Below are 19,268 nucleotides of genomic sequence, written 5' to 3' on the forward strand. Positions count from 1 at the left end.
CGAACTGGACCGTAGCATTTCCCTGCCACCCAGGTCACTGTCAGAAAACGTCCCTTCAGCCGGCCTGACCCCGCGAAAGTGCCGCGCGGCCCGGTCTCCCTGCCCCCGGCTCTGGTAGCCTGTGCCCCGCATGGCGACCGTGGCGGAACTTCGGGAGAAACTGCGGCGGCCCCTCCTGGCGGAGTTGAATGCGGGCTGCCAGAACCGCGTGGTGGCGGGCGGTGTGGACAAGCTGCTGGCCTCGCCGCTGGGCAATCCGTTCCCGAAAGTACGCGAAGAGCTGACTGGCTACGCCGAGCTGGGCCAGCCCGACCGGGAAGCAGCCCTGAAACGCGCTCTGGCCCTCCTGACTGAAACACCGAAAGCGGCCGCCCGCGCCCCCAAAGCCGCCCGTCAGGCCGTGCCCACCGCCCAGCCGGGCGAGCGCCTGGCCCCCGACACGCCGGTGGCGCGGCTGGACACCGGCCCCGGCGGCGCGCGCAAATTGCAGTCGCTGGGCCTGCACCTGCTGCGCGATGTCCTGCACGCCTACCCCCACCGCCATGAAGACCGCCGCGCCCTGCCGGACCTGTCGCAGGTCGAAGAAGGCCAGAAGGTCACGGTGGCGGGCCGCGTGGTGGCCAAGTCGCGCCGCAGCCCCAAGCCCGGCATGATGATTCTGGATGTGACGCTGGAAACCCCGGCAGGCGGCCGCGTCAAGGCCACCTGGTTTAATCAGCCGTGGGTCGAAAAGCAGCTGCGGGAGGGCGCGCAGCTGGTACTGACGGGGCGCGTTAAAAAGTTTGGCCGCTCGGTGCAGCTGGGCGTGGAACACCTGGAAACGCTGGACGGCGCGCAGGACAGCCTCAGCACCGGGCGCATCGTGGGCGTGTATGACAGCAAGGAAGGCATTTCGCAGGAGTTCCTGCGCCGCGCCGCGCACCGCGCCCTGCAGGCGGCCCCGCCTGACGATTACCTGCCGGCCCACTGGCGGCGGCAGTACAGCCTGACCGACCTGGCCGACGCCCTCTGGGGCATTCATTTTCCGCACGATGAAGACCATCTGCGGCGCGGCAACACCCGGCTGCGCTTTGACGAATACCTGTTTCTGGAACTGCGGATGCTGCTGCAGGGCGAAGACGCCGTGCTGCAAGGCAAACGCTTTCAGGCCAGCGGCGACGACATTCATACTTTTGAGGCGGCGCTCCCCTTCCGCTTCACGAACGCGCAGCGGCGGGTGCTACTGGAAATCACCGACGACATGCGCAGCGAGCGCCAGATGGCCCGCTTGGTGCAGGGCGACGTGGGCAGCGGCAAAACGGCCGTGGCCGCCTGCGCGCTGTACCTCGCCGTGCGCGACGGCTACCAGGGCGCCCTGATGGCCCCCACCGAGATTCTGGCGCGGCAGCACTACGCGAACCTCCGCGGCTACCTGGGGCAGCTGGATGTGCGCGTGGGCCTCCTGATTGGCGCCATGACGGCCAGGGCCAAGCTGGAGATGCAGACCCGCATTGCAGAAGGCGAGGTGGACGTGGTGGTGGGCACCCAGGCCCTGATTCAGGACAACGTGCGCTTTGACCACCTGGGCCTGGCCGTGGTAGACGAGGAACACCGCTTTGGGGTGCAGCAGCGGCGCAAATTACTGGCCGGACGCCCCGACGTGCTGGTGATGTCGGCCACACCTATTCCACGCAGCCTCGCCCTGACGGCTTACGGCGACCTGGAACTGAGCATCATTGACGAGTTGCCGCCGGGCCGCACGCCGATTGAAACCAAGCTGATTCAGGACAACTTCCGGCAGCAGGCGTACGGCTTTGTCATGCGCCAGATTCGGGAAGGGCGGCAGGCCTTTGTGGTCACGGCGCTGATTGAAGAAAACGACACCCTGGAACTGCTGGCCGCCACCCAGCTGGCCGACGACCTGAAAACCATCCTGCCCGAAGCCCGCATAGACCTGCTGCACGGCAAGATGCCGGCGGCTGAAAAAGACCACGTGATGGACCGCTTCCGGGCGCACGAGTTCGACATTCTGGTGTCCACGACCGTCATTGAGGTGGGGGTGGACGTCCCCAACGCCACAGTCATGGTCATTGAAAACGCCGAGCGCTTCGGCCTGGCCCAGTTGCACCAGTTGCGGGGGCGGGTGGGCCGTGGCAGCGCGCAGAGTTACTGTGTCCTGATTGCCGGCGAACACAGCAAGAAAACCCGCCAACGCCTGAAAATTATTGAGGGCAGCACCGACGGCTTCGTGATTGCCGAGGCGGACCTGAAGCTGCGCGGCCCCGGCGAACTGCGCGGCACCCGCCAGAGCGGGATTCCCGACCTCAGGCTGGCCGACCTGGCCAACGACGCCGACATTATCGAGCAGGCCCGCGCCCTGGCCAAACACATCCTGGCCCACGACCCAAAACTGGAACATCCCCGGCTCCAGTACCTGCGCAGCGAACTGCAAAACCGCAGCCAGAGCGTGGCGTACAGGGAAGTGATTTAGCAGCAGACCCTTTCAGAGGTACCTGATGTACATTGCAAACTTCACTAACATTGGCATTGGAGAGGAAATCATCAAGGAGATTCTGCGCCTGTATGTTGACCTAGCCTAATCACATGGTGGCTTCGGTCATGGCTGCGATAGGTCTGCATTTGACCCTTTCCACTTTGTCAATGCTGCTGCAGCCGCAGACCTTTCGGAACACCATCTCCTCGACTTTGACCTTTTGCGCCAGGGAGCGGCGGTTTCTATCCTCTGTGGGGTCTACGACCATTGGTGCGAGGTCGAAGACTTCTCTAAGGAATCGGCATGGATGACCAATCTTCGAATGGCTTTATCGAACGGGACTTTTACCTACGTTCCCGAAACCAAAGCAGCTCTAGAAGAGCTACTCCACCGCAATCCTTCTTTCTCAGATGCTTGGGTGGCTCCTCTCTTCCAAGAACTCTATGACCTCTATGTCGCGAGTTACTTTCGCAGGTTGGCTGAGCGCAGCGCTGAGGCACGTCGGATGGAAGCACAGGCTTTAATACATAAAGCTCCTCCGCTCGTTGTCTATGTGGACATAGACGAGACCCTAATTCGCAATGTGGGGCGCTCGCGTATTCCCATTCCGGCGGCCGTGCAGCATGTGCGCGATCTGGCCACGCAGGGCGCCGAGCTGTACTGCTGGAGTTCGGGCGGCGCGGCCTACGCCCGCGAGAGTGCGCACGAAGTTGGCCTGGAAGCTCTTTTCACGGCCTTTTTGCCCAAACCCCAGGTCATGCTGGACGACCAGCCCGTGAGTACCTGGCGGCGCCTGGTGCAGGTGCATCCGCTGAGTTGTGAGGGCGAGACCGTGGCTTCTTACCGGGCGCGGCTGTCCAGGCCTCTGTCCCTAAGCGAGCCCACTGAAGAACGCTGAGGCGGGCGCTGATCTAGAGCGGTCTTCTCCAACAGGGTAGCCAGTCTGTCTACGACAGCTCTGGGCTTGCGGCTCGTCTAGATTCTGCGATTCCAGGGTTGGTCAGGCGACTTCTTGAGATCAGGGCTAATGAGCGCAGGACGGCAGGCCTCAGAAAGCCAAGCATAGACCGCTTGACTACCAACGGCCGCTCTGGACTGCCACCCCCAGGACATTCTTCTTGGTAATCACCAACAGGACAGGCAAATAATGAACATGTTCAGTTTTGACCGTGTTCATAAGTAGGCGTGTCGAGTTGCGCATTTCCTGCTCAGTTGCCGGTGCTACCCACGGAAGTAAAGGAGCCAGATGACGGAAGATTTAGCGTTGCCAGGGGTCAGCCGCCGCGAGCGGCACAAACAGGACAAGCAGGAACGTCTCCGTGCGGCGGCCTTCCATCTGTTCACCCAACAGGGCTACGAAGCCACCACCATTCGCCAGATCGCTGATGAGGCCGACCTCGCCACAGGGACCGTCTTCCGCTACGCCACCGACAAGGCCGACCTGCTGCTGATGGTTTTCCATGACGTAATTGCCCGCACCGCCGAACGCGCGCTGGCGCCAGGCCAGCTGGACGGCCCGCTTCCCGAGGTCCTGCCCCAACTGTTCGAGCCGTTTTTTGAGTTTTACCAGCAGCATCAGGTGCTCTCAAAGGATTTCCTGCGATTGACCCTGTTTCACCAGAGCCCCTGGCGGGACCGGGAGATGCAGCAGGCACGCGACTTTGTGGACCGGGTGGGTCTTCTTCTCCGGGACCGGCAGGCCACTGGCGAGGTGGCGCCAGACCTGAATCTTCAGACTGCTGCCCTGGCCATCTTTGCGCTGTATCAGGTCTGTCTGGTGGGCTGGCTGACGGGTGGAACCTCGCTGGAAGCTGCGCGCGCTCAGCTCGCCGCGCTGCTTCACCTGCACTGCCGGGCACTTCGCCCCAGCGCCCCAGAGGACGGCGCATGACCCGCTCAGTGCTGATTGTGGGGGCGGGGATTGGTGGGCTGGCCCTGGCGCAGCGGCTGCTTCAGACCGGCATCCAGGTCAGGCTCATCGAAAAGGTACCGGCGTGGCGGCCAGTAGGCGCCGGCCTGATTCTCAGTGTCAATGCCTTGCGGGTGCTGGAGCGGCTGGGCCTGGCCGAAGGCGCCGCGCACCGGGGCCAGCGGCTCACCTCGGCCCAGGTTACAGACGCAGCAGGCCGCCCCCTTCAGACCGTCCTTTACCCCCAGAGCAGTGCGGGCGGCGCTGTTGCCCTACACCGCGCCACCTTGCAAGACCTGCTCAGCCGGGGCGTGGAGTCCCAGATTCAATTTGGAACCACTCTTCGCGCCCTTCATCAGGATGCTGGGGGTGTGGAAGTCGGTCTCAGCGACGGTTCAGAGGGACGTTTTGATGCCGTGGTGGGCGCCGATGGGCTGCACTCGTCAGTCCGCCAGCTGGTTTTTGGTGACGTTCCGAAACATTACGCGGGCTACACCAGCTGGCGCTTCCTGGTGGACGTACCTCAAACCGGCCCGCACGACTACGCGGTGGAAATGTGGGGCCGAGGCTGCCGGCTGGGTCTGGTACCCATAGGTCAGGGGCAACTTTACGGCTATGTCACGGCCAATGCGCCGGAAAGGGAAAGGCCGACCTCTGGTCAGACCGATACTATGCAGGAGTTGCAGGCCCTCTGCCGCCCGTTTGGTGGGCTCGCCCCGGCTGTAACGGCGCAGCTGCGTGCCGACCTGCCGGTCATCCGAACTGACATCCATGAGGTGCGCCTATCCTGCTGGGTCCGGGGCCGGGCAGCCCTGCTGGGCGACGCGGCCCACGCCATGACCCCCAATCTGGGCCAGGGCGCGGCCATGAGCCTGGAAGACGCCTGGGTGCTGGGCGGGCAGCTGGCCGTAGCCGAGGCGCCCGCCGCCCTGGCCTGTTACGAACAACTTCGGCAGGCGCGCGTGAACCGCGTGCAAACCCAGTCACGGCAGCTGGGCCGCGCCGGACAACTGGAAGCGACCTGGCTGCGCGTCGTGCGGGACGTGGGCCTGCGCCTCTCGCCACCGTCATTGGCCCGCCCCTCTACCCGCGACCTCTTTGAGGTTGCGCTCGACTGAGAGTGGCGGCCAGTGACGCTCAGGAGCGTTATTGGCTGTTCAATTCCGCCTACACCGCTACCTCTTTCGGCCAAGGGGCCCCTCCCCGCATCTGCTCTGGGTTCCGCTATGAGTGCCGTCTGCACTCAAGAGAAACCCCGCCTCCAACAAAGGTAGGCAGAGCATTGAGGGTCAACCAGACGCCCCTCAATGCTCCCGCCAGTAACGTCCACCTCTGCGGAAACAGGGAGACTCCAACCTCATAGAAGACCGCTGTGAGCCCGCTTCCTCCCCCAACCTCACTTCACACCTTTTCACTTACCCCACGTCGGTCAGGATGGGTGAACGGAAGCGGTCGTCGGGCGTGTACACCCAGCGGCGGCGACTGAGCAGGGCCACCCCCAGACTGACAGCGGCCACCAGCGCCAGATGGCCCATAAACACCCAGTATTGTCCCTCGAATGCCCCAAACATCGCCGCGCGCAGGGCGTTCACGACAGCCGTGACTGGAATCACTGTATGAATAGCCTGAAACACCGGGCCAGAGAGTTCAACGGGGTAACTGCCCCCACTGGCGGCCAGCTGCACAATCAGCAGAATCAAGGCCAGGACGCGCCCAGCCGGGCCAAACAGCAGGTTCAGAGCGACCACGACCAGCAGAAAGGTCAGGCTGGCTGCCAGGGCCGTCAGCACCACCAGCGCCGGGCTGAGCAGATGAACGTCCAGCAGGTGCAGGCCCGCGACCACCAGCAGCGCCTGCCCCAGCACGATGAGGCCAGGTTGCGCCAGCTTGCGCAGCACGCGGGCCGCCTGCGAGGTCTGCCGGCCACTGGCGGGCAGCAGCAGATACGGAAAGATAAAGGTGGTCATGGTGGCCCCCACCCACAACGCCAGGGCCACAAAGTAGGGCGCGAAAGCGTTGCCGTTGTTGGGCACGTCGGCAAAGGTCTGGGTACGCACCTGCACGCTCTGGGCCAGGCCTTCAGGGTCGCCGCCCAGGTCCTCGGTGGTGGCGGGGATTTCGCGGCGCAGCCGGGCCAGGCCGTCCGCCAGCTGCCCGGCACCACTGGCCAGATCAGTCGCCCCAGCCTGCACCTTCTCAGAGCCTGCCGCCAGATCACCCGTGCGGGCCGCCAGCACCCCGGCACTCTGGGCCAGTTGGTCAGCGCCGCTGCTCAGTTTTGTCAGCTCGGCCTGGGCCGGCACCTTGCGGTTGATTTGCCCCAGCGCCGCGCCCAGCTTCACGCTGCCGTCGGCCAGCTTGGTGACACCAGTCTGCACCTTGGCGGCGCCGCCGGCCAGCTGCCCGGCCCCCGTCGCCGCCGCGCGGCTGCCCTGGGCCAGCGTTTGCGTCCCCTGCTGAAGTCGGGCCGCGCCGCCCTGCACCTGGGCCGCGCCTTTGGCCAGGGCCGCAGCGCCCGTGGCCGCTTGCTGGGCGCCCTGCCCGGCGGCGGTCAGGCCCTGGGCCAGCGTCTGGGCACCGGCCTCCAGTTGGGCGGCGCCCGCCGTCACTGGCTGTCCAGCTGGCAGCGCGCGGCGCAGGGTCCCGGACTGGCCACCCAGTTCAGCAGCACCGGCCTGAAGCTCGCTCAGGCCGCCGGCCAGCGCCGGCAGGTCTTTGGCCAGCCGGGCGCTGCCTGTCCCCACCTGCGCCGCCCCGCCCGAGAGGGTGCGCGCGCCGGTCGCCAGGTCCCCGCTGCCCGCGGCCAGTTTCTTCAGTTGCCCGGCCAGCTGACCGGTGCCGGCCGAGAGCGCCCGCGCCCCCTCTTTCAGTGGGGCGACCTCTGCGCTGGTGGGAGCGGCGGCCTCCAGTTGCCGCAGCGAGCCCGACAGCCGGCCCACGCCGCCCGTCAGGGTGCTCACGCCCCCGGCCAGCTTCCCGGCGCCAGTGGCCAGGTCAGCCGAGCCGCTGGCCAGGCGCCCTGCGCCTCGCGCCAGGGTGGCCGCGCCGCTCTGTAACTCCTCAGCGCCGTCCGAGAGCCGCTCTGCACCCGCCGCCAGGTCACCAGTGGCCGCACGCAGGTCGGCAAAGCCCTGCTGCACGTCTTTCAGGCTACTCTGCACCACTTCCCAGCGGCGCTCGCCCAGGTCACGGTTCAGGGTCTCGGCCAGTTCGCCGGCCACCCGGTCAGCCACCGCACTGGCGTAGGCATTCAGGCCCGGCGCCCGGTACAGCCGCAGCAGGCCATGCTCGCTGCTGCGCCCCCCCACGGCCTTGCGGCTGAATTCGGCGGGGATGGTCAGGGCAAAGTACACCTCGCCCCGGCGCACGGCCTCCTCGGCGGCGGCCTGGGTGGGGTAGCGGCGGAAGTCCACAGGAGGGTCGCGGCGCAGTTCGGTCACGAGATCGTGGCCCACGTTGACCCGCTTGCCGCGCTGCACAGTGCCCTGGTCCAGGTTGACCAGCGCAGCTGGCAGCTGGGGCAACTGCCCCGCTGGGTCCCAGACGCCCAGCAGATACACCGTGACGTAAATGATGGGAATAAAGAGAAACAGCGCCGCCGACGCCCACATCAGAGGCGCGCGCCACAGTGAGCGTTCGGCGGGGGTCAGGGCGCGGTAATCCGTGCGGACGGTCAAGCGGGCAGGCGGTCGGGTCATAGGCAGCCTCAGGGCAAGGAGGAAAGGTGGCAACTGGAAAGAAGAACGGTGCTGGGGAGGGCTCGGCTGGCAAACGAATTGATGTCTGTTCCATCACCGAAGAGCCGCAACCGGAGGATCAAGGTGCTGACACCTTGTCAACAACTCCTAGCTTGACACATTTTGACAAAGTGTCAAGTGACTTTCTGTCATCTTGGGGTAGACTGTGCAGGTGACCGCCTCCCCCGCCCGCCGCCTGCCCTCTGCTGACCGCCGCCAGCAGCTGCTGAGCGCCAGTGAAGCGCTGTTTACAGCCCACGGCTTTGAGGCCGTCAGCATGGGGGACATCGCTGCGGCCCTGGGCATCTCGCGGCCCACGGTGTACAGCTACTTCGCTTCCACGGCCGACCTGCTGTCCGAGCTGCTGGAAGGCCACCTGGCCGACCTGGAACGGCGGCTGGTGCCGCTGCTGACCGGCACGCATGCCCAACGGCCGCTGGCCGCTATTTTTCAGCTGCTGGTCGGGGAGCGGGCCCTGCTGACCCTGCTGGGCAGCGGCAGCGGCCCTACCTTCGCGGCGCGGCGCCTGGCCGTGCTGGCGGGTCTAGAGGAGCGCCTGTCCCAGAGCCTGCACCCGCCCGAAGGCCGCACCCGCACGCCTTATCTGCTGACCTGCGTCACCCTGCTGCTTCAGGCTACGGCCACCCACGCCGTCACCGCAGGCCTCAGCCCGGACCAGACCGCGCAGCTGGCCGGTACGCTGGAACGCTTTATCAACGCCGGTCTCCAGGGGCTGGACGATGAAGGTGGGCCCGCGCGCAACCTGTGACACTCCTGTGACTCAGGTCACGTAGACTGACCCCATCAGCGCACAATTAAAAGCAGGGGCGGGCCGGGTGAAGTCCGCAGCGCACGGAGCCAGAGGCCCAACCCCTCTGGCTTCCTTTTTTGGCCCCCAGCCTCTGCCCTATGCTGGCGCACATGACACCGCACGCAGGCGAAGCGCAGGACACCACCACTGGGGCTCCGCCGACTGGCCCGCAGCTGGGCCCCGTTTCAGGCACATGCTGGTCTGACGGGAGAGGCCTGTGACCTCCTCTCAGGCGGCCCTCCTCTCTGCCCTGCCTGCTGGCAGCACGATTCTGATTACGGGGGCTACTGGCGGGATTGGCCTGGTCACGGCGCGCGAGTTGGCACAGCAGGGGCACCGCGTCCTGCTGGTGGGCCGCAACCCCAGTCGCACCGAGGCCGCCGCGCAGGCCACGGGCGCGGCCGGGACCTTCCTGGCGGACCTCTCGGAACTGGGGCAGGTCCGGCGGCTGGCGCAGGAGGTTGCCGCGCAACTCCCCCAACTGGACCTGCTGGTCAACAATGCCGGCGCCCTGTACAGCCAGCGCCAGGAAACCCGTGAGGGCATCGAGCAAACCTGGGCCCTGAATCACCTCTCGCCCTTTCTGCTGACGCGCGAGCTGCTGCCGCTGCTGCGCCGGTCGGCCGCGCCGCGCGTGGTGACGGTGGCCAGCGCCGCGCACGCTTTCGGGCGCCTGCGGCTGGACGACCCCGAATTCCGCCGGGGCTACGGCGGCTGGGCGGCCTACGCCCAGAGCAAGCTGGCCAACATCCTGTTTGCCCGCGAACTGGCCCGGCGTGAACCCGGTCTGCTGAGCAGCAGTGTGCACCCCGGCATGGTCGCCACCGGCTTTGCCCACAACAACGGCGGCTGGCTCAGCCGGGCTTACCGCCTCATTGACCGCTTTGCCCTGACACCAGAAGAGGGCGCCCAGACCACCCTCCATGCGGCCACAGCGCCGCTGGCTGCGTCCGGGCGGTACTACAGCAGCAGGCGCGAGGCGACCCCAGCCCCCCAGGCCCAGGATGACGGCGCCGCCCTGAGGCTGTGGAGTCTGAGTGAGGCATATCTGGCAGACCTGTAAGGCGGCATGGCGGTGAGTGGGCGGCATGACCGCCACAATCTCTGAGCAAGGCGGCTAGAGCAAATGACAGTGACAGAAGCGTTAGTAGGGCGTCGGCTTGTCCCGTGGGTGTGCCTTGTCTTCCGAGCACTTCTGTATCAGGCGAGTGATTCAGGATTCCAGTTGAACCAAGCCCGCCTGTCGGCTTCAGCTCAACAGCAGCAAACTGGAGTCCTCAAAGCAAAGTAATAGGGCCGTGAAGAGTCTCCACTCCGACCAGTTTTCGCCGAACTGGCACCCAGGGATGCGTAGAAGGGAAGTCGAGTGTGGATAAGCCAGTTCATGCCCAGGCAGTGAACGTCATCCCTGAACGCCGTATCAGCGCTCTTGGACACCGTGAACCGGGATGACCAGAAGCGCCGTCCTGCCAGTTCTGCACTTTCCACCCCGAGAACAGAGCGGCATGCTCACCTACTTCTCGCGGACCAGGCCGCTTTGCAAAAACTCCTGCACCATCAGTTCCAGGTCGTGCAGCGCCTCGTCTGAGCGCATGGCGTACTCAGCCGGACTCAGGTCTTCGCCCAGGGCACGCAGGAAGGCCAGGCCAGGCGCCCCATGCCGCGTGCGGAAGGCCTGGTGAACACCCGTAATGGCGTTCAGGGCGTCTTTGCCCCTAAGGGTCAGGGCGTACTGGTGGTGCGCCCAGCCGGCCAGGCTGCGGGGCAGAATCAGGGTCTGGGGGCGTAGGGGGGCGGGAAAAGCACCCTCGTAGGGCAGGGTGGCCGGCATGGTCGCCACAATCTCGCCGCGCACATAGAAGATGGCGCCGGTAGGCCGGGCATGCAGGCCAGTAAAGTCCTCGGTCAGATTGAACTTCCAGGCACGCGACCCGATGCCGCTCAGGACGTGGGCCAGCGGGGCGTCCAGGGGATAAGCATTGAGAGACGCCCCCTGTTCATAGAGGCTCAGCAGTTCGCCCAGGGCCTGCTCGCCCGTGGCGCTCCCAGCGGCGGCCGTTACCGCTCGGCCCTCGAACAGCAGCACATAGGCGCTGTGGTCGCCCAGGGCAGCCGACAGGTAGCCGTACCAACTCTGTTCGTGCAGGTATTTGAGAAAGGCGTGCAAGTCGCAAAAGCTGTGATTGAGACCCGCGTGCGCGGCGCTGGCCTGGGGCAAGAAGCGCGCCAGAAAAGGGGCGGCGCCCGGAAACATGGGCGGCAGTTCGGCAATCAGCTCGGCCAGTTCTGGCTCGGGGTCAGGTGTGGAGGGCGGCTGAGCCGGGCGACCTTTTGGCCGGGCCGGGTCCTGGGGGGGCAGGCTGGCGTCAGTCATCGCATCCTCCACTCCGGAGCGTCAACAGCCCTGAGGACAGCATTTTACTGCGCCTCGGGCAGCGGCGCGGCGCCCAGCGTCAGCTCGCTGGCCCCGTCATCCAGGCGCCGCGCGCCGTCCCGGAAGCGCGCCGCATTGTGGATGTAGCGCTGCGCGTTTCCGCCGCTGGGGGCGGGGCGCACCACACGTGCCGGCACCCCCACCGCCAGCATGCCGTCTGGCACATGGGCGCCCTCGGGCAGCACCGCCCCGGCCCCCAGCATGGCGCCCGCGCCCAGGCTGGACCCACTGAGCATGATGGCCCCCATGCCGACCAGACTGCCCGGCCCACAGGTGGCGCCGTGAACCACGGCCCGGTGGCCCACCGTGACCCGCTCCATCAGGGTGCAGGGCCAGCCCGCGTCGGTGTGCAGGACCGCGCCGTCTTGCACGTTGCTGCCGGGCCCCACGGTGATGGCTTCCAGGTCGCCGCGCAGCACCGCGCCGTACCACACGCTGGCCTGCGCCGCGACCGTCACCTGACCGATGATGTCGGCACTGGGCGCCAGAAACGCAGAGGGGTGGATGTCGGGGACGTGCCCGTCCAGGGCGTAGCGGGGCATGACTTCCTCCGGGGGCCACAGTCACGGGCGGGGCAGGCCAGGGCCGCAGCGTCCACACGCACTCGGGGCAGGGGTTGAGTTGCCGCCCAGGGTAGCACGCGCCGCCGCGCCCAGCGCCCTGCTGTCTGGTGGGCGACGCCCGCTGAGCCGCCCAGAAAACTTCACGTCCCTGCGCCCCGGCTTCGCCGCCCTCGCCTGCCGCTCAGGGCCGCTTCAGGCCGGGGACTGAGCCGGCAAGCCTCATCTGGTCAACTGACCCCGGCACCCCCTCTGACCCACAGGCCTGCACATCCGGTCATCATAAACATGCGATAATCGCCCCGTCTCCGTTTGAAGCGCCGCCGTTAAATTCCGTCCAGAGGACAGGAATTTGGCCGCTTCAGGCTGGGATGCAAGGAGAGTTATGGCGCAAGGTCGAGTGAAGTGGTTTAACGTCGAGAAGGGCTACGGCTTCATCGAGCATCCCGGCAACCCGGACGTGTTCGTGCATTACAGCGCCATCCAGAGCGGCGGCTTTCGCAAGCTGAACGAGGGCGATGAAGTGGACTTTGAAGTCGAGGCCGGGCAGGGCAGCAAGGGCCCCCAGGCCAAGAATGTCGTGGTGACCACGGCTGCGCCGGCTCCGGCTGGTGGGGACATGGCCCGCAGCAGCCGCTGGTAGGTTTTCTCTTTCCTGGTGGCCGGCCCCTGGGCGCCGGCCCTCTTCTTTTGCGCGGCGCTCAGGCCCGTACATGCGGCCCGCGCCCTGGCCCCGGCCAGATAGGATGCAGCCATGACCGACGCCCACGCGGCCCTCAGCGGCCTCAATTCTCCCCGGCCAGAGCCAGCGTCTCTGTCCACGCCGGCAGTCAGCCACCACGCCCTGTCCTTTACCGGCCAGGCCGGCGAATACTTCCGGGTCTGGATTGTCAACGTGGCGCTGACCCTGGTGACGCTGGGGCTGTACATGCCCTGGGCGCGGGTGCGCACGCGGCAGTACATGTACGGGCATACCTGGCTGGACGGCCAGAACTTCGAGTACCGCGCCAACCCCTGGGCGCTGCTGCGCGGCTACCTGCTGGTGAGCGGGCTGGCGGTGCTGTACAGCCTGGCGCTGCGCTCTGAAAACACCGTTTTTATCGTGCTGGGCCTGGTGCTGCTGCTGGTCTACGCGGGGTTTTATCCCTGGCTGGTCAGGCAATCCCTGCGCTTTCAGGCGGTCAACACCGTTCACCGTGGGCTGCGCTTCTCGTTTCAGGGGTCGGTGGGCGAGGCCTACGTCGCCTACGGCGCGGCCAACGTGGTCTCCGGGCTGTTTGGGCTGGCCCTCCCCTGGGCGTGGTTCATGCAGCGGCAGTATCAGGTGAACAACCTGGCCTACGGCACGGCCCGCGCCCGCTTTCGCGGGGACGTGGCGCCCTTTTTTATGATTGGACTGACCGGCGTGGGGCTGGTGATCGGCGGCGGCCTGGTGGCCCTGCTGCTGGTCGCCATCGTGGGCACGCTGGTCGCTGGGCTGGGCAACTGGGGGGATATCAGCGACCTGTTTGAAGCCGATACCCCGCCTGCGGCCTTCTTCGTGGCGGCCGGAGCCATCTATCTGGGCGCCCTGCTGCTGTACGCCGTGGCCTGGCAATATGTGCGCGCCGCTGTGATGGCTTATGTGCTGAACAACGCCGAGCTGGGCGGCGTGGTGCGTACCGGCGCGACGTTCTCGCCGTGGCGGCTGGTGTGGATTGGCGTGACCAACACGGCCGCGCAGATTCTGACCCTGGGGCTGGCTACTCCCTGGGCGACCATTCGCCGCACGCGCTATGTCCTTGAAGGCATTGGGGTGCGCAGCCTGGTGCCGCTGGACACCTTCACCGGCCAGGCCGCGCACGAGGAATCCGCCTTGGGTGAGGCCGCCTCTGAGCTGCTGGACATTCAGGTGGGGTTCTGAGATGACCGGCACGACGGTCATGCGCGTCAGTGGCGTGTACTTCGATGGCCGCAGCAGCCGCCCCCACCCGGCCCAGGCCGAGCTGAGCGCCGGAGGCGCCGCCCTGACCCTCAGCGGCGAAGGGCCGCAGGGGCTATACCGCTGGGCCGCCTCACAGGTCTGCGTGGACCCGGCCATTCCCGGTGTGCGCCGTAGCCTGAAGTTTCCCGACGGCAGCCGCTTTGAAACCCCCGACGACGACGCCGTGCGCCGCTGGGAACGTCTGACCGGCCGCAACCGCGTCCTGAGCGGTGTGCGCGGCCTGGAGGCCCGCTGGAGCAGCGCCCTGGGCGCCCTGGTGGTGGCCGGCGCCCTGATGGGCGCTTTTGTGGTCTGGGGCATTCCGGCCCTGGCGGCGCAGGCGGCCAACGTGACCCCGCGCAGCGTCCTGGCCACCTTCGATCGCGAAACGCTGGAGCTGCTGGAGCACGAGGACCTGCTGGGACCGTCCGAGCTGAGCGCTGCCCGGCAGGCCCAGTTGCAGGCCGCCTTTGCCCCGGTGCGCGACTGGGCTGGGGGCGGCTACCCCTACCGCCTGCTGCTGCGCGACGGCGAACCGGGCAATAAGGCCGGGCTGGGAGCCAACGCCTTTGCCCTGCCCAACGGCACCATTGTCATGACCGACCAGCTGGTGGCGCTGGCGCGCAGTGACCGCGAACTAATCGGCGTGCTGGCCCACGAAACCGGGCATGTCACCGGGCGGCATGGGGTGGCGACGGTGTATCAGGCGCTGGGTATCTCGCTGGTCGTGACTGTGCTGACGGGCGACCTGGTGAGCGCCAGCACCTTTGCAGCAGCGGTGCCAGCAGCCATCTTGCAAAGCGGCTATTCACGCGCCGCCGAAACTGGGGCCGACCGGGTGGCGGCGGCCTACATGGAGCGCGCCTACGGCACCACGGCGCCGCTTCAGGCCATCCTGAGACGGCTGGAAGAGGAAGACGACCAGGGGTCAGAAGACGCCTCGCTGCTGGACGTGCTGCGGTCTCACCCGGTCACCGAGGAACGCATCGAACTGCTCAAATCGCTGGATAAGTAGGGTGGACGCCGACCCCACCGGGGCAAGCCAAGCAGAATTGGACAGCTTTGCAAGAGAGCGAGGAGGCGACCGCGTGAGCTCGTCAGTCCACTGGCCCTTTCCGGATATGTGAACGAAACAGACAGAGCCGGCACGGGAAGCGGCGGTGAACCGGCGCCCATGCTCTAGGCTAACCCGGTGAAGTTGACGGTTCTTTCCACCAGCCTGGACCCGGACAGCCGCAGCGCGTGGCTCTGCGACCTGGCTGCCGCGCAGTTGCGCCGCACCGGGCATGAGGTCACGCATCTGGACCTGCGCGCCCAGCCGCTCCCGCCCTTTGACAATGTGCAGGGGCCGGGCGGCTGCTACGACCACCCCCACGCCGCGCGGTATCACCAGGCCATCCGCGGGGCCGACGGCGTGTTTCTGGGGGTGCCGGTCTACAACTGGGGGTTGGGGTCGGGGGTCAAGGCGCTGGTGGAACTGACGGGCAGCAGCGACGAGGCGCGCGGCCTGCACGGCGCCTGGTTTGACCGGCCCGTGACTTTTCTGGTGTCGGGCGGCCTGGACCACGGCTACCTCAGCCACGGCGCCTTTGCCTTTGGCCTGATGGTGGACTTCCGCTGCGTGGTCAACCCGGACTTCGTGTATGCCACGGGCGCGCACTGGACCGCGCCGGGGATACCCAACGAGTGGCTGGCCGCGCGGCTGGAACGCACAGTGGCGCGGGGCGTGGACCTGGCCGGGCGCCTGCGCGGCCGCCCCTACCGCAGCGTGTGGGAACTGTGACTATGAATGCCTCCCGCGCGCCGCTGCTGCCCCCCACCGAAAAGCCGCGTGTGGTGGTTGAGCACCCCGACTTTTATGTGGTGCAAAAACCCGCGCTGTGGCTGACCCATCCGGTGCGGGCGCGGGTTGACGTGCCGGATGTCTTGACCTATCTGCGCCGCACCACGGGCGAGCCTGACCTGGCCCCACCGCACCGGCTGGACCGCGAGACCAGCGGCGCGCAGGTGCTGTCCCGCGACCGCGAAGCCGCGCAGCGCTTTTTTACCCTGTTCAAGACGCATCTGGTGGGCAAAACGTACCTGGCCATCGTGCATGGCGTGCCGGACTGGGAGCGCCGAACCCTGGACGCTCCCCTGGGCGACCTGGGACTGGGCGGCGCCAACCGGATTGCCATTCGGCAAGCGGTGGTGCCGGACGGCCGCCCGGCGGTCACGGACTTCCGGGTGGTCGAGCGGCGGGCCGGCCACGCGCTGATAGAAGCCTTTCCCCGCAGTGGACGCCTGCACCAGATTCGCGCGCACCTGGCGCACTTGGGCCTGCCGATGGTGGGGGACAAGATCTATGGCCGCGACCCCAGTGTCTTTCTGGAGTTCATGGAGGTGGGCCAGACCCCGGAACTCACGGCCCGTCTGGGATTGCCCCGGCAGGCGCTGCATGCCGTGCGCATCGCCTTTCCGTGGGGGGGCACGCAGTTCAGCGCGCAGGTGCCCCTGGCCAGCGACCTTCAGGCGTACTGGGACGCGCTGCCGCTGGAGTAAGGGCGCCGCCGAGGCTCAGGCGACTGCTGTCACGCCAGACTGCTGCTGTTCTGTAGCTTCGGCCTGTTGACACATCAGGGGAGAGTCGGTGAGCTGACGCCATGCCCGTCAGGTCCACGTTGTCTTCTGCCCGCCTGCTTACAGTGCTGGCTCAGCCTGTGACCCCTCTGTCTAGAGCCACTCAGCTTCAATCGTGGTTGCCGCAAGAGGGTCAGCAGCCGCATGAGGACCTGAGTGCGGCGATCAGCGCCAAAAAGTGTCCTCGACGTAACTTGGTTGGCGCCTGGTCTCTCCCCAATACGCTACGGAGACCTACGGCAGCGCCCACACCCCTCCAGGTCACCTGAGCTGCCCGCCACTTCAGCGGCCCCGTATACTCGCCGCACATGACTGCCCTGTCCCCCGAACGCCCGCGCGTCAGCCCGTGGGTGCTGTCTGCGTTCTGGTTTGGCACCGCCTTTCACTGGCTGCTGCTGCTGCTGATCCTGATGCCCGCCAACGTGGTGACCTTTGTGGGGGACGAGCGCAAAGGCACGTACCTGGGCCTGCTGGCCGGCATCGGGGCCATCATGGCGCTCGTGCTGCCGCCGCTCGTGGGCGCCCACAGCGACCGCACCGGCAAGCGGCTGCCGTACCTGAAACTGGGGCTGGGCGTCAATCTGGCCGGTCTGGGGGTGATGGCGCTGGCTGTGACCCTGGTGCCGGGCCTGCCGGGCTTCTGGGTGTACCTGCTGGGCTTCTTGCTGGTGCAGTTTGGCAACAACTACGCCACTGCCCCGTATTCCGCCCTGATTCCCGAACTGGTGCGCCCCGAGGCGCGGGGGCGTTACAGCGGCGTCATGGCCATGTTGCAGGCGCTGGGGCAATTACTGGCGGCCGTGTCGGCGTTTGCGGTGGGCGCCTTGCACTTGCCTGTTCTGGCCTCGTTCGTCCTGATTGCCGCCATGCTCTTTGTGCCCGCGTTGGTCACCCTGCGCGGCGTCCCTGAACCCGATACGGTGGTGGCCCGCGATCCACACGCACCCACTCTCAGCTGGCAGCAGCTGTTCGCCCACCAGCCCTTCCTCTGGGTCTTTGTCACGCGGGTGCTGTTTGCGCTGGGGCAGTATTCGGTGCAGCCCTTCTTGCAGTACTACAACAAAGACGTGCTGCGTCAGAGTGACCCCGGCACCAGCACCAGCATCATGCTGGCGTGCATCATCGTGGGCAGTATCGCCTCGGCGCTGGTGGGGGGGCGGATCAGCGACCGCATTGGGCGCAAACCCGTGATTTACGTGGCGGGCAGCGTGATGGCTGGGGCGGCCCTGCTGCTGCTGGTGGCCCCCAGCTTTGGCGCGGCGCTGGCCCTGGCGCTGGCCTTTGGTCTGGGCTACGGCGCCTTCAGTTCGGTGGACTGGGCGCTGGGCAGCGACGCCATGCCCAGCCAGAGCAGCTTTGCCCGTGACATGGGCATCTGGCACGTTGCGTTCGTGGGCCCGCAGATGACGAGTGCCCCGCAGGGCGCCCTGCTGGACTGGGGCAACGCGCAGGGCGGCAACCTGGGCTACACCCTGGTTTTCGGCATTGCCGCGCTGTTTTTTGTGCTGGGCGTGGTGCTGGTCAGAAACGTCCCCGAGCGCGCCCACGCCCGCGCGGCGGCCTGAGGCCGCAGGCGTCCTGGCGCACTCGACCGGGCGACCGCACCTTTCTTCAGGACATCTTGGGGCAGCGTTCAGACGGTGGGGCACCTTTCAATTTCGCTGCCCTGCCCCATGAGACGGTGACGCCATGACCACCACAACCCGCGAAGAAGCCCTGAACAAAGTGGGCGAGCTGATTAAAGACGTGAAGTTTGCCATGCTGACCGTGACGGACGAACACGGCCACCTGAAGGGCCACCCCATGACCACGCAGGACGTTGAATTTGACGGCGACATCTGGTTCCTGGGCGGCAAGGACACTGAGCAGGTACGCAACATGGGCGCCCGGCCCCAGGTCAATGTCAGCTACTCGCGCCCCGACAAAGGCATCTACGTGAGCGTGCGCGGCGCCGCCAGCCTGGTCGAGAACCGCGCCAAGCTAGAAGAGGTCTGGAGCGACTTCTACAAGGCGTATTTCCCCGAAGGCATTGATGACCCCAACATTCAGCTCATTCGTATTGAAGCCGATGGCGCCGAATACTGGGAAAGCGACGGCAAGGTGCGCAGCCTGATTGGGCTGGCCAAGGGCCTGCTGACCGGCAAGGAAGCCAAGCAGGGCGAGAACGAAACCGTCAATCTGTAAACACAAGAGGCACCGCCCCCGACACTCTGGCGTCGGGGGCGGTGCTGTTGAGCGGTCAGCAGTAGGCTCAAGCCCGCTACTCCCGTCTTACTTCAGGCTCTTGATCACAGCCTGAGTGAGGTTCGTTGCGCTTTCGTTGGCGTACACCACCAGGCTGGTCTGGGCAGCTACCTGCTCATCCAGCACCACGCTGTAGCCGTTGGCCTTGGCGACCTTGGCCACCGCCGCATTCAGCTTGGTGGCCAGCGGCGCAAATGTGGTGTCAATACGCTTGGCGTAGTCGGCGCGGGCCGCGCTGTAGGCCTGCTGCGCTTTGGTCAGTGCCGCGCGGTCAGCAGCGCTGCGGGTGGCACCAGCCTTGGCATTCAGCTCGCTCAGCGCTTTTTCTTTGGCAGCCAGGTCGGCGGCGACCTTGCTGTTCAGGTCCAGGTACGCTTTGCTTTCGGGCAGGGCTTTGACGGCCTGCTGCACATTCACGATGCCCAGGCGGGATTTGGTCTGTTGGGCGTGCGGCACGGTGGCCAGCAGGGCCAGAGGCAGAAGAAACAGAAATCGGGTCATGCGGCGGGCCTCCTGTA

At 66.5% G+C, this 19,268-nt stretch carries 17 protein-coding genes; 13 read left to right on the forward strand and 4 right to left on the reverse strand.

Annotated elements, in window-relative coordinates; translation table 11 throughout:
* Positions 1–130 precede the first annotated feature (130 nt).
* The 4 genes from recG to GO986_RS05430 all read left to right on the forward strand — a co-directional run bounded on the left by recG (position 131) and on the right by GO986_RS05430 (position 5,500).
* Positions 131–2,470, forward strand: a complete 2,340-nt coding sequence (gene recG, locus GO986_RS05415; protein WP_157458258.1) for an ATP-dependent DNA helicase RecG — start codon at positions 131–133, stop codon at positions 2,468–2,470.
* 508 nt (positions 2,471–2,978) lie between these two features.
* Positions 2,979–3,371, forward strand: coding sequence for a DUF705 domain-containing protein (locus GO986_RS05420; RefSeq protein ID WP_157458259.1), 393 nt, complete (start codon positions 2,979–2,981; stop codon positions 3,369–3,371).
* Between the two features lie 348 nt (positions 3,372–3,719).
* Positions 3,720–4,364, forward strand: coding sequence for a TetR/AcrR family transcriptional regulator (locus GO986_RS05425; protein ID WP_157458260.1), 645 nt, complete (start codon positions 3,720–3,722; stop codon positions 4,362–4,364).
* Positions 4,361–5,500, forward strand: coding sequence for an FAD-dependent monooxygenase (locus GO986_RS05430; protein ID WP_157458261.1), 1,140 nt, complete (start codon positions 4,361–4,363; stop codon positions 5,498–5,500). The genes GO986_RS05425 and GO986_RS05430 overlap by 4 nt, the downstream gene beginning before the upstream one ends.
* Before the next feature lie 297 nt (positions 5,501–5,797).
* Here the strand turns inward: GO986_RS05430 and GO986_RS05435 are convergent, their stop codons facing one another.
* A complete protein-coding gene (locus tag GO986_RS05435) occupies positions 5,798–8,080 on the reverse strand; it encodes a YhgE/Pip domain-containing protein (RefSeq protein ID WP_157458262.1) in 2,283 nt (760 codons plus the stop codon).
* Between the two features lie 211 nt (positions 8,081–8,291).
* On the opposite strand from GO986_RS05435, the gene GO986_RS05440 reads away from it, so the two are divergent.
* Together GO986_RS05440 and GO986_RS05445 are read left to right on the forward strand one after the other, a co-directional pair.
* Positions 8,292–8,888 (forward strand): TetR/AcrR family transcriptional regulator, encoded by a 597-nt coding sequence (locus GO986_RS05440; protein ID WP_157458263.1) that lies wholly within the window; start codon positions 8,292–8,294, stop codon positions 8,886–8,888.
* 259 nt (positions 8,889–9,147) lie between these two features.
* Positions 9,148–9,993: an SDR family NAD(P)-dependent oxidoreductase gene (locus GO986_RS05445; RefSeq protein WP_369409174.1), complete on the forward strand. Its 846-nt coding sequence runs from the start codon at positions 9,148–9,150 to the stop codon at positions 9,991–9,993.
* A 450-nt stretch (positions 9,994–10,443) separates the two neighbouring features.
* On the opposite strand, the gene GO986_RS05450 is transcribed toward GO986_RS05445, so the two are convergent.
* Entirely contained in the window at positions 10,444–11,304 is an 861-nt protein-coding gene (locus GO986_RS05450) for a hypothetical protein (protein ID WP_369409175.1), read from the reverse strand.
* 44 nt (positions 11,305–11,348) lie between these two features.
* Positions 11,349–11,906 (reverse strand): gamma carbonic anhydrase family protein, encoded by a 558-nt coding sequence (locus GO986_RS05455; protein WP_157458264.1) that lies wholly within the window; start codon positions 11,904–11,906, stop codon positions 11,349–11,351.
* Between the two features lie 403 nt (positions 11,907–12,309).
* On the opposite strand from GO986_RS05455, the gene GO986_RS05460 reads away from it, so the two are divergent.
* From GO986_RS05460 to GO986_RS05490, 7 genes are all read left to right on the forward strand, one after another.
* A complete protein-coding gene (locus tag GO986_RS05460; protein ID WP_157458265.1) occupies positions 12,310–12,567 on the forward strand; it encodes a cold-shock protein in 258 nt (85 codons plus the stop codon).
* A gap of 111 nt (positions 12,568–12,678) precedes the next feature.
* Positions 12,679–13,827 (forward strand): YjgN family protein, encoded by a 1,149-nt coding sequence (locus tag GO986_RS05465; protein WP_157458266.1) that lies wholly within the window; start codon positions 12,679–12,681, stop codon positions 13,825–13,827.
* A gap of 1 nt (position 13,828) precedes the next feature.
* The gene (locus GO986_RS05470; RefSeq protein WP_157458267.1) at positions 13,829–14,902 is read left to right on the forward strand and encodes a M48 family metallopeptidase; all 1,074 of its coding nucleotides are present in this window, start codon (positions 13,829–13,831) and stop codon (positions 14,900–14,902) included.
* Positions 14,903–15,079: 177 nt separating this feature from the next.
* Positions 15,080–15,670 (forward strand): NADPH-dependent FMN reductase, encoded by a 591-nt coding sequence (locus GO986_RS05475; RefSeq protein ID WP_369409176.1) that lies wholly within the window; start codon positions 15,080–15,082, stop codon positions 15,668–15,670.
* Between the two features lie 2 nt (positions 15,671–15,672).
* Positions 15,673–16,428, forward strand: a complete 756-nt coding sequence (locus tag GO986_RS05480) for an RluA family pseudouridine synthase (protein WP_157458268.1) — start codon at positions 15,673–15,675, stop codon at positions 16,426–16,428.
* A gap of 386 nt (positions 16,429–16,814) precedes the next feature.
* Positions 16,815–18,071 carry an MFS transporter gene (locus GO986_RS05485; RefSeq protein WP_157458269.1) on the forward strand — a complete coding sequence of 419 codons (1,257 nt, stop codon included), beginning with the start codon at positions 16,815–16,817 and terminating at the stop codon, positions 18,069–18,071.
* 124 nt (positions 18,072–18,195) lie between these two features.
* Complete coding sequence (locus GO986_RS05490; RefSeq protein WP_157458270.1) at positions 18,196–18,690, forward strand: pyridoxamine 5'-phosphate oxidase family protein; 495 nt, start codon at positions 18,196–18,198, stop codon at positions 18,688–18,690.
* A gap of 87 nt (positions 18,691–18,777) precedes the next feature.
* Here the strand turns inward: GO986_RS05490 and GO986_RS05495 are convergent, their stop codons facing one another.
* Complete coding sequence (locus GO986_RS05495; protein WP_157458271.1) at positions 18,778–19,251, reverse strand: OmpH family outer membrane protein; 474 nt, start codon at positions 19,249–19,251, stop codon at positions 18,778–18,780.
* Positions 19,252–19,268 lie beyond the last annotated feature (17 nt).

It is taken from the genome of Deinococcus arboris (assembly GCF_009755355.1).
GTDB lineage: Bacteria > Deinococcota > Deinococci > Deinococcales > Deinococcaceae > Deinococcus > Deinococcus betulae.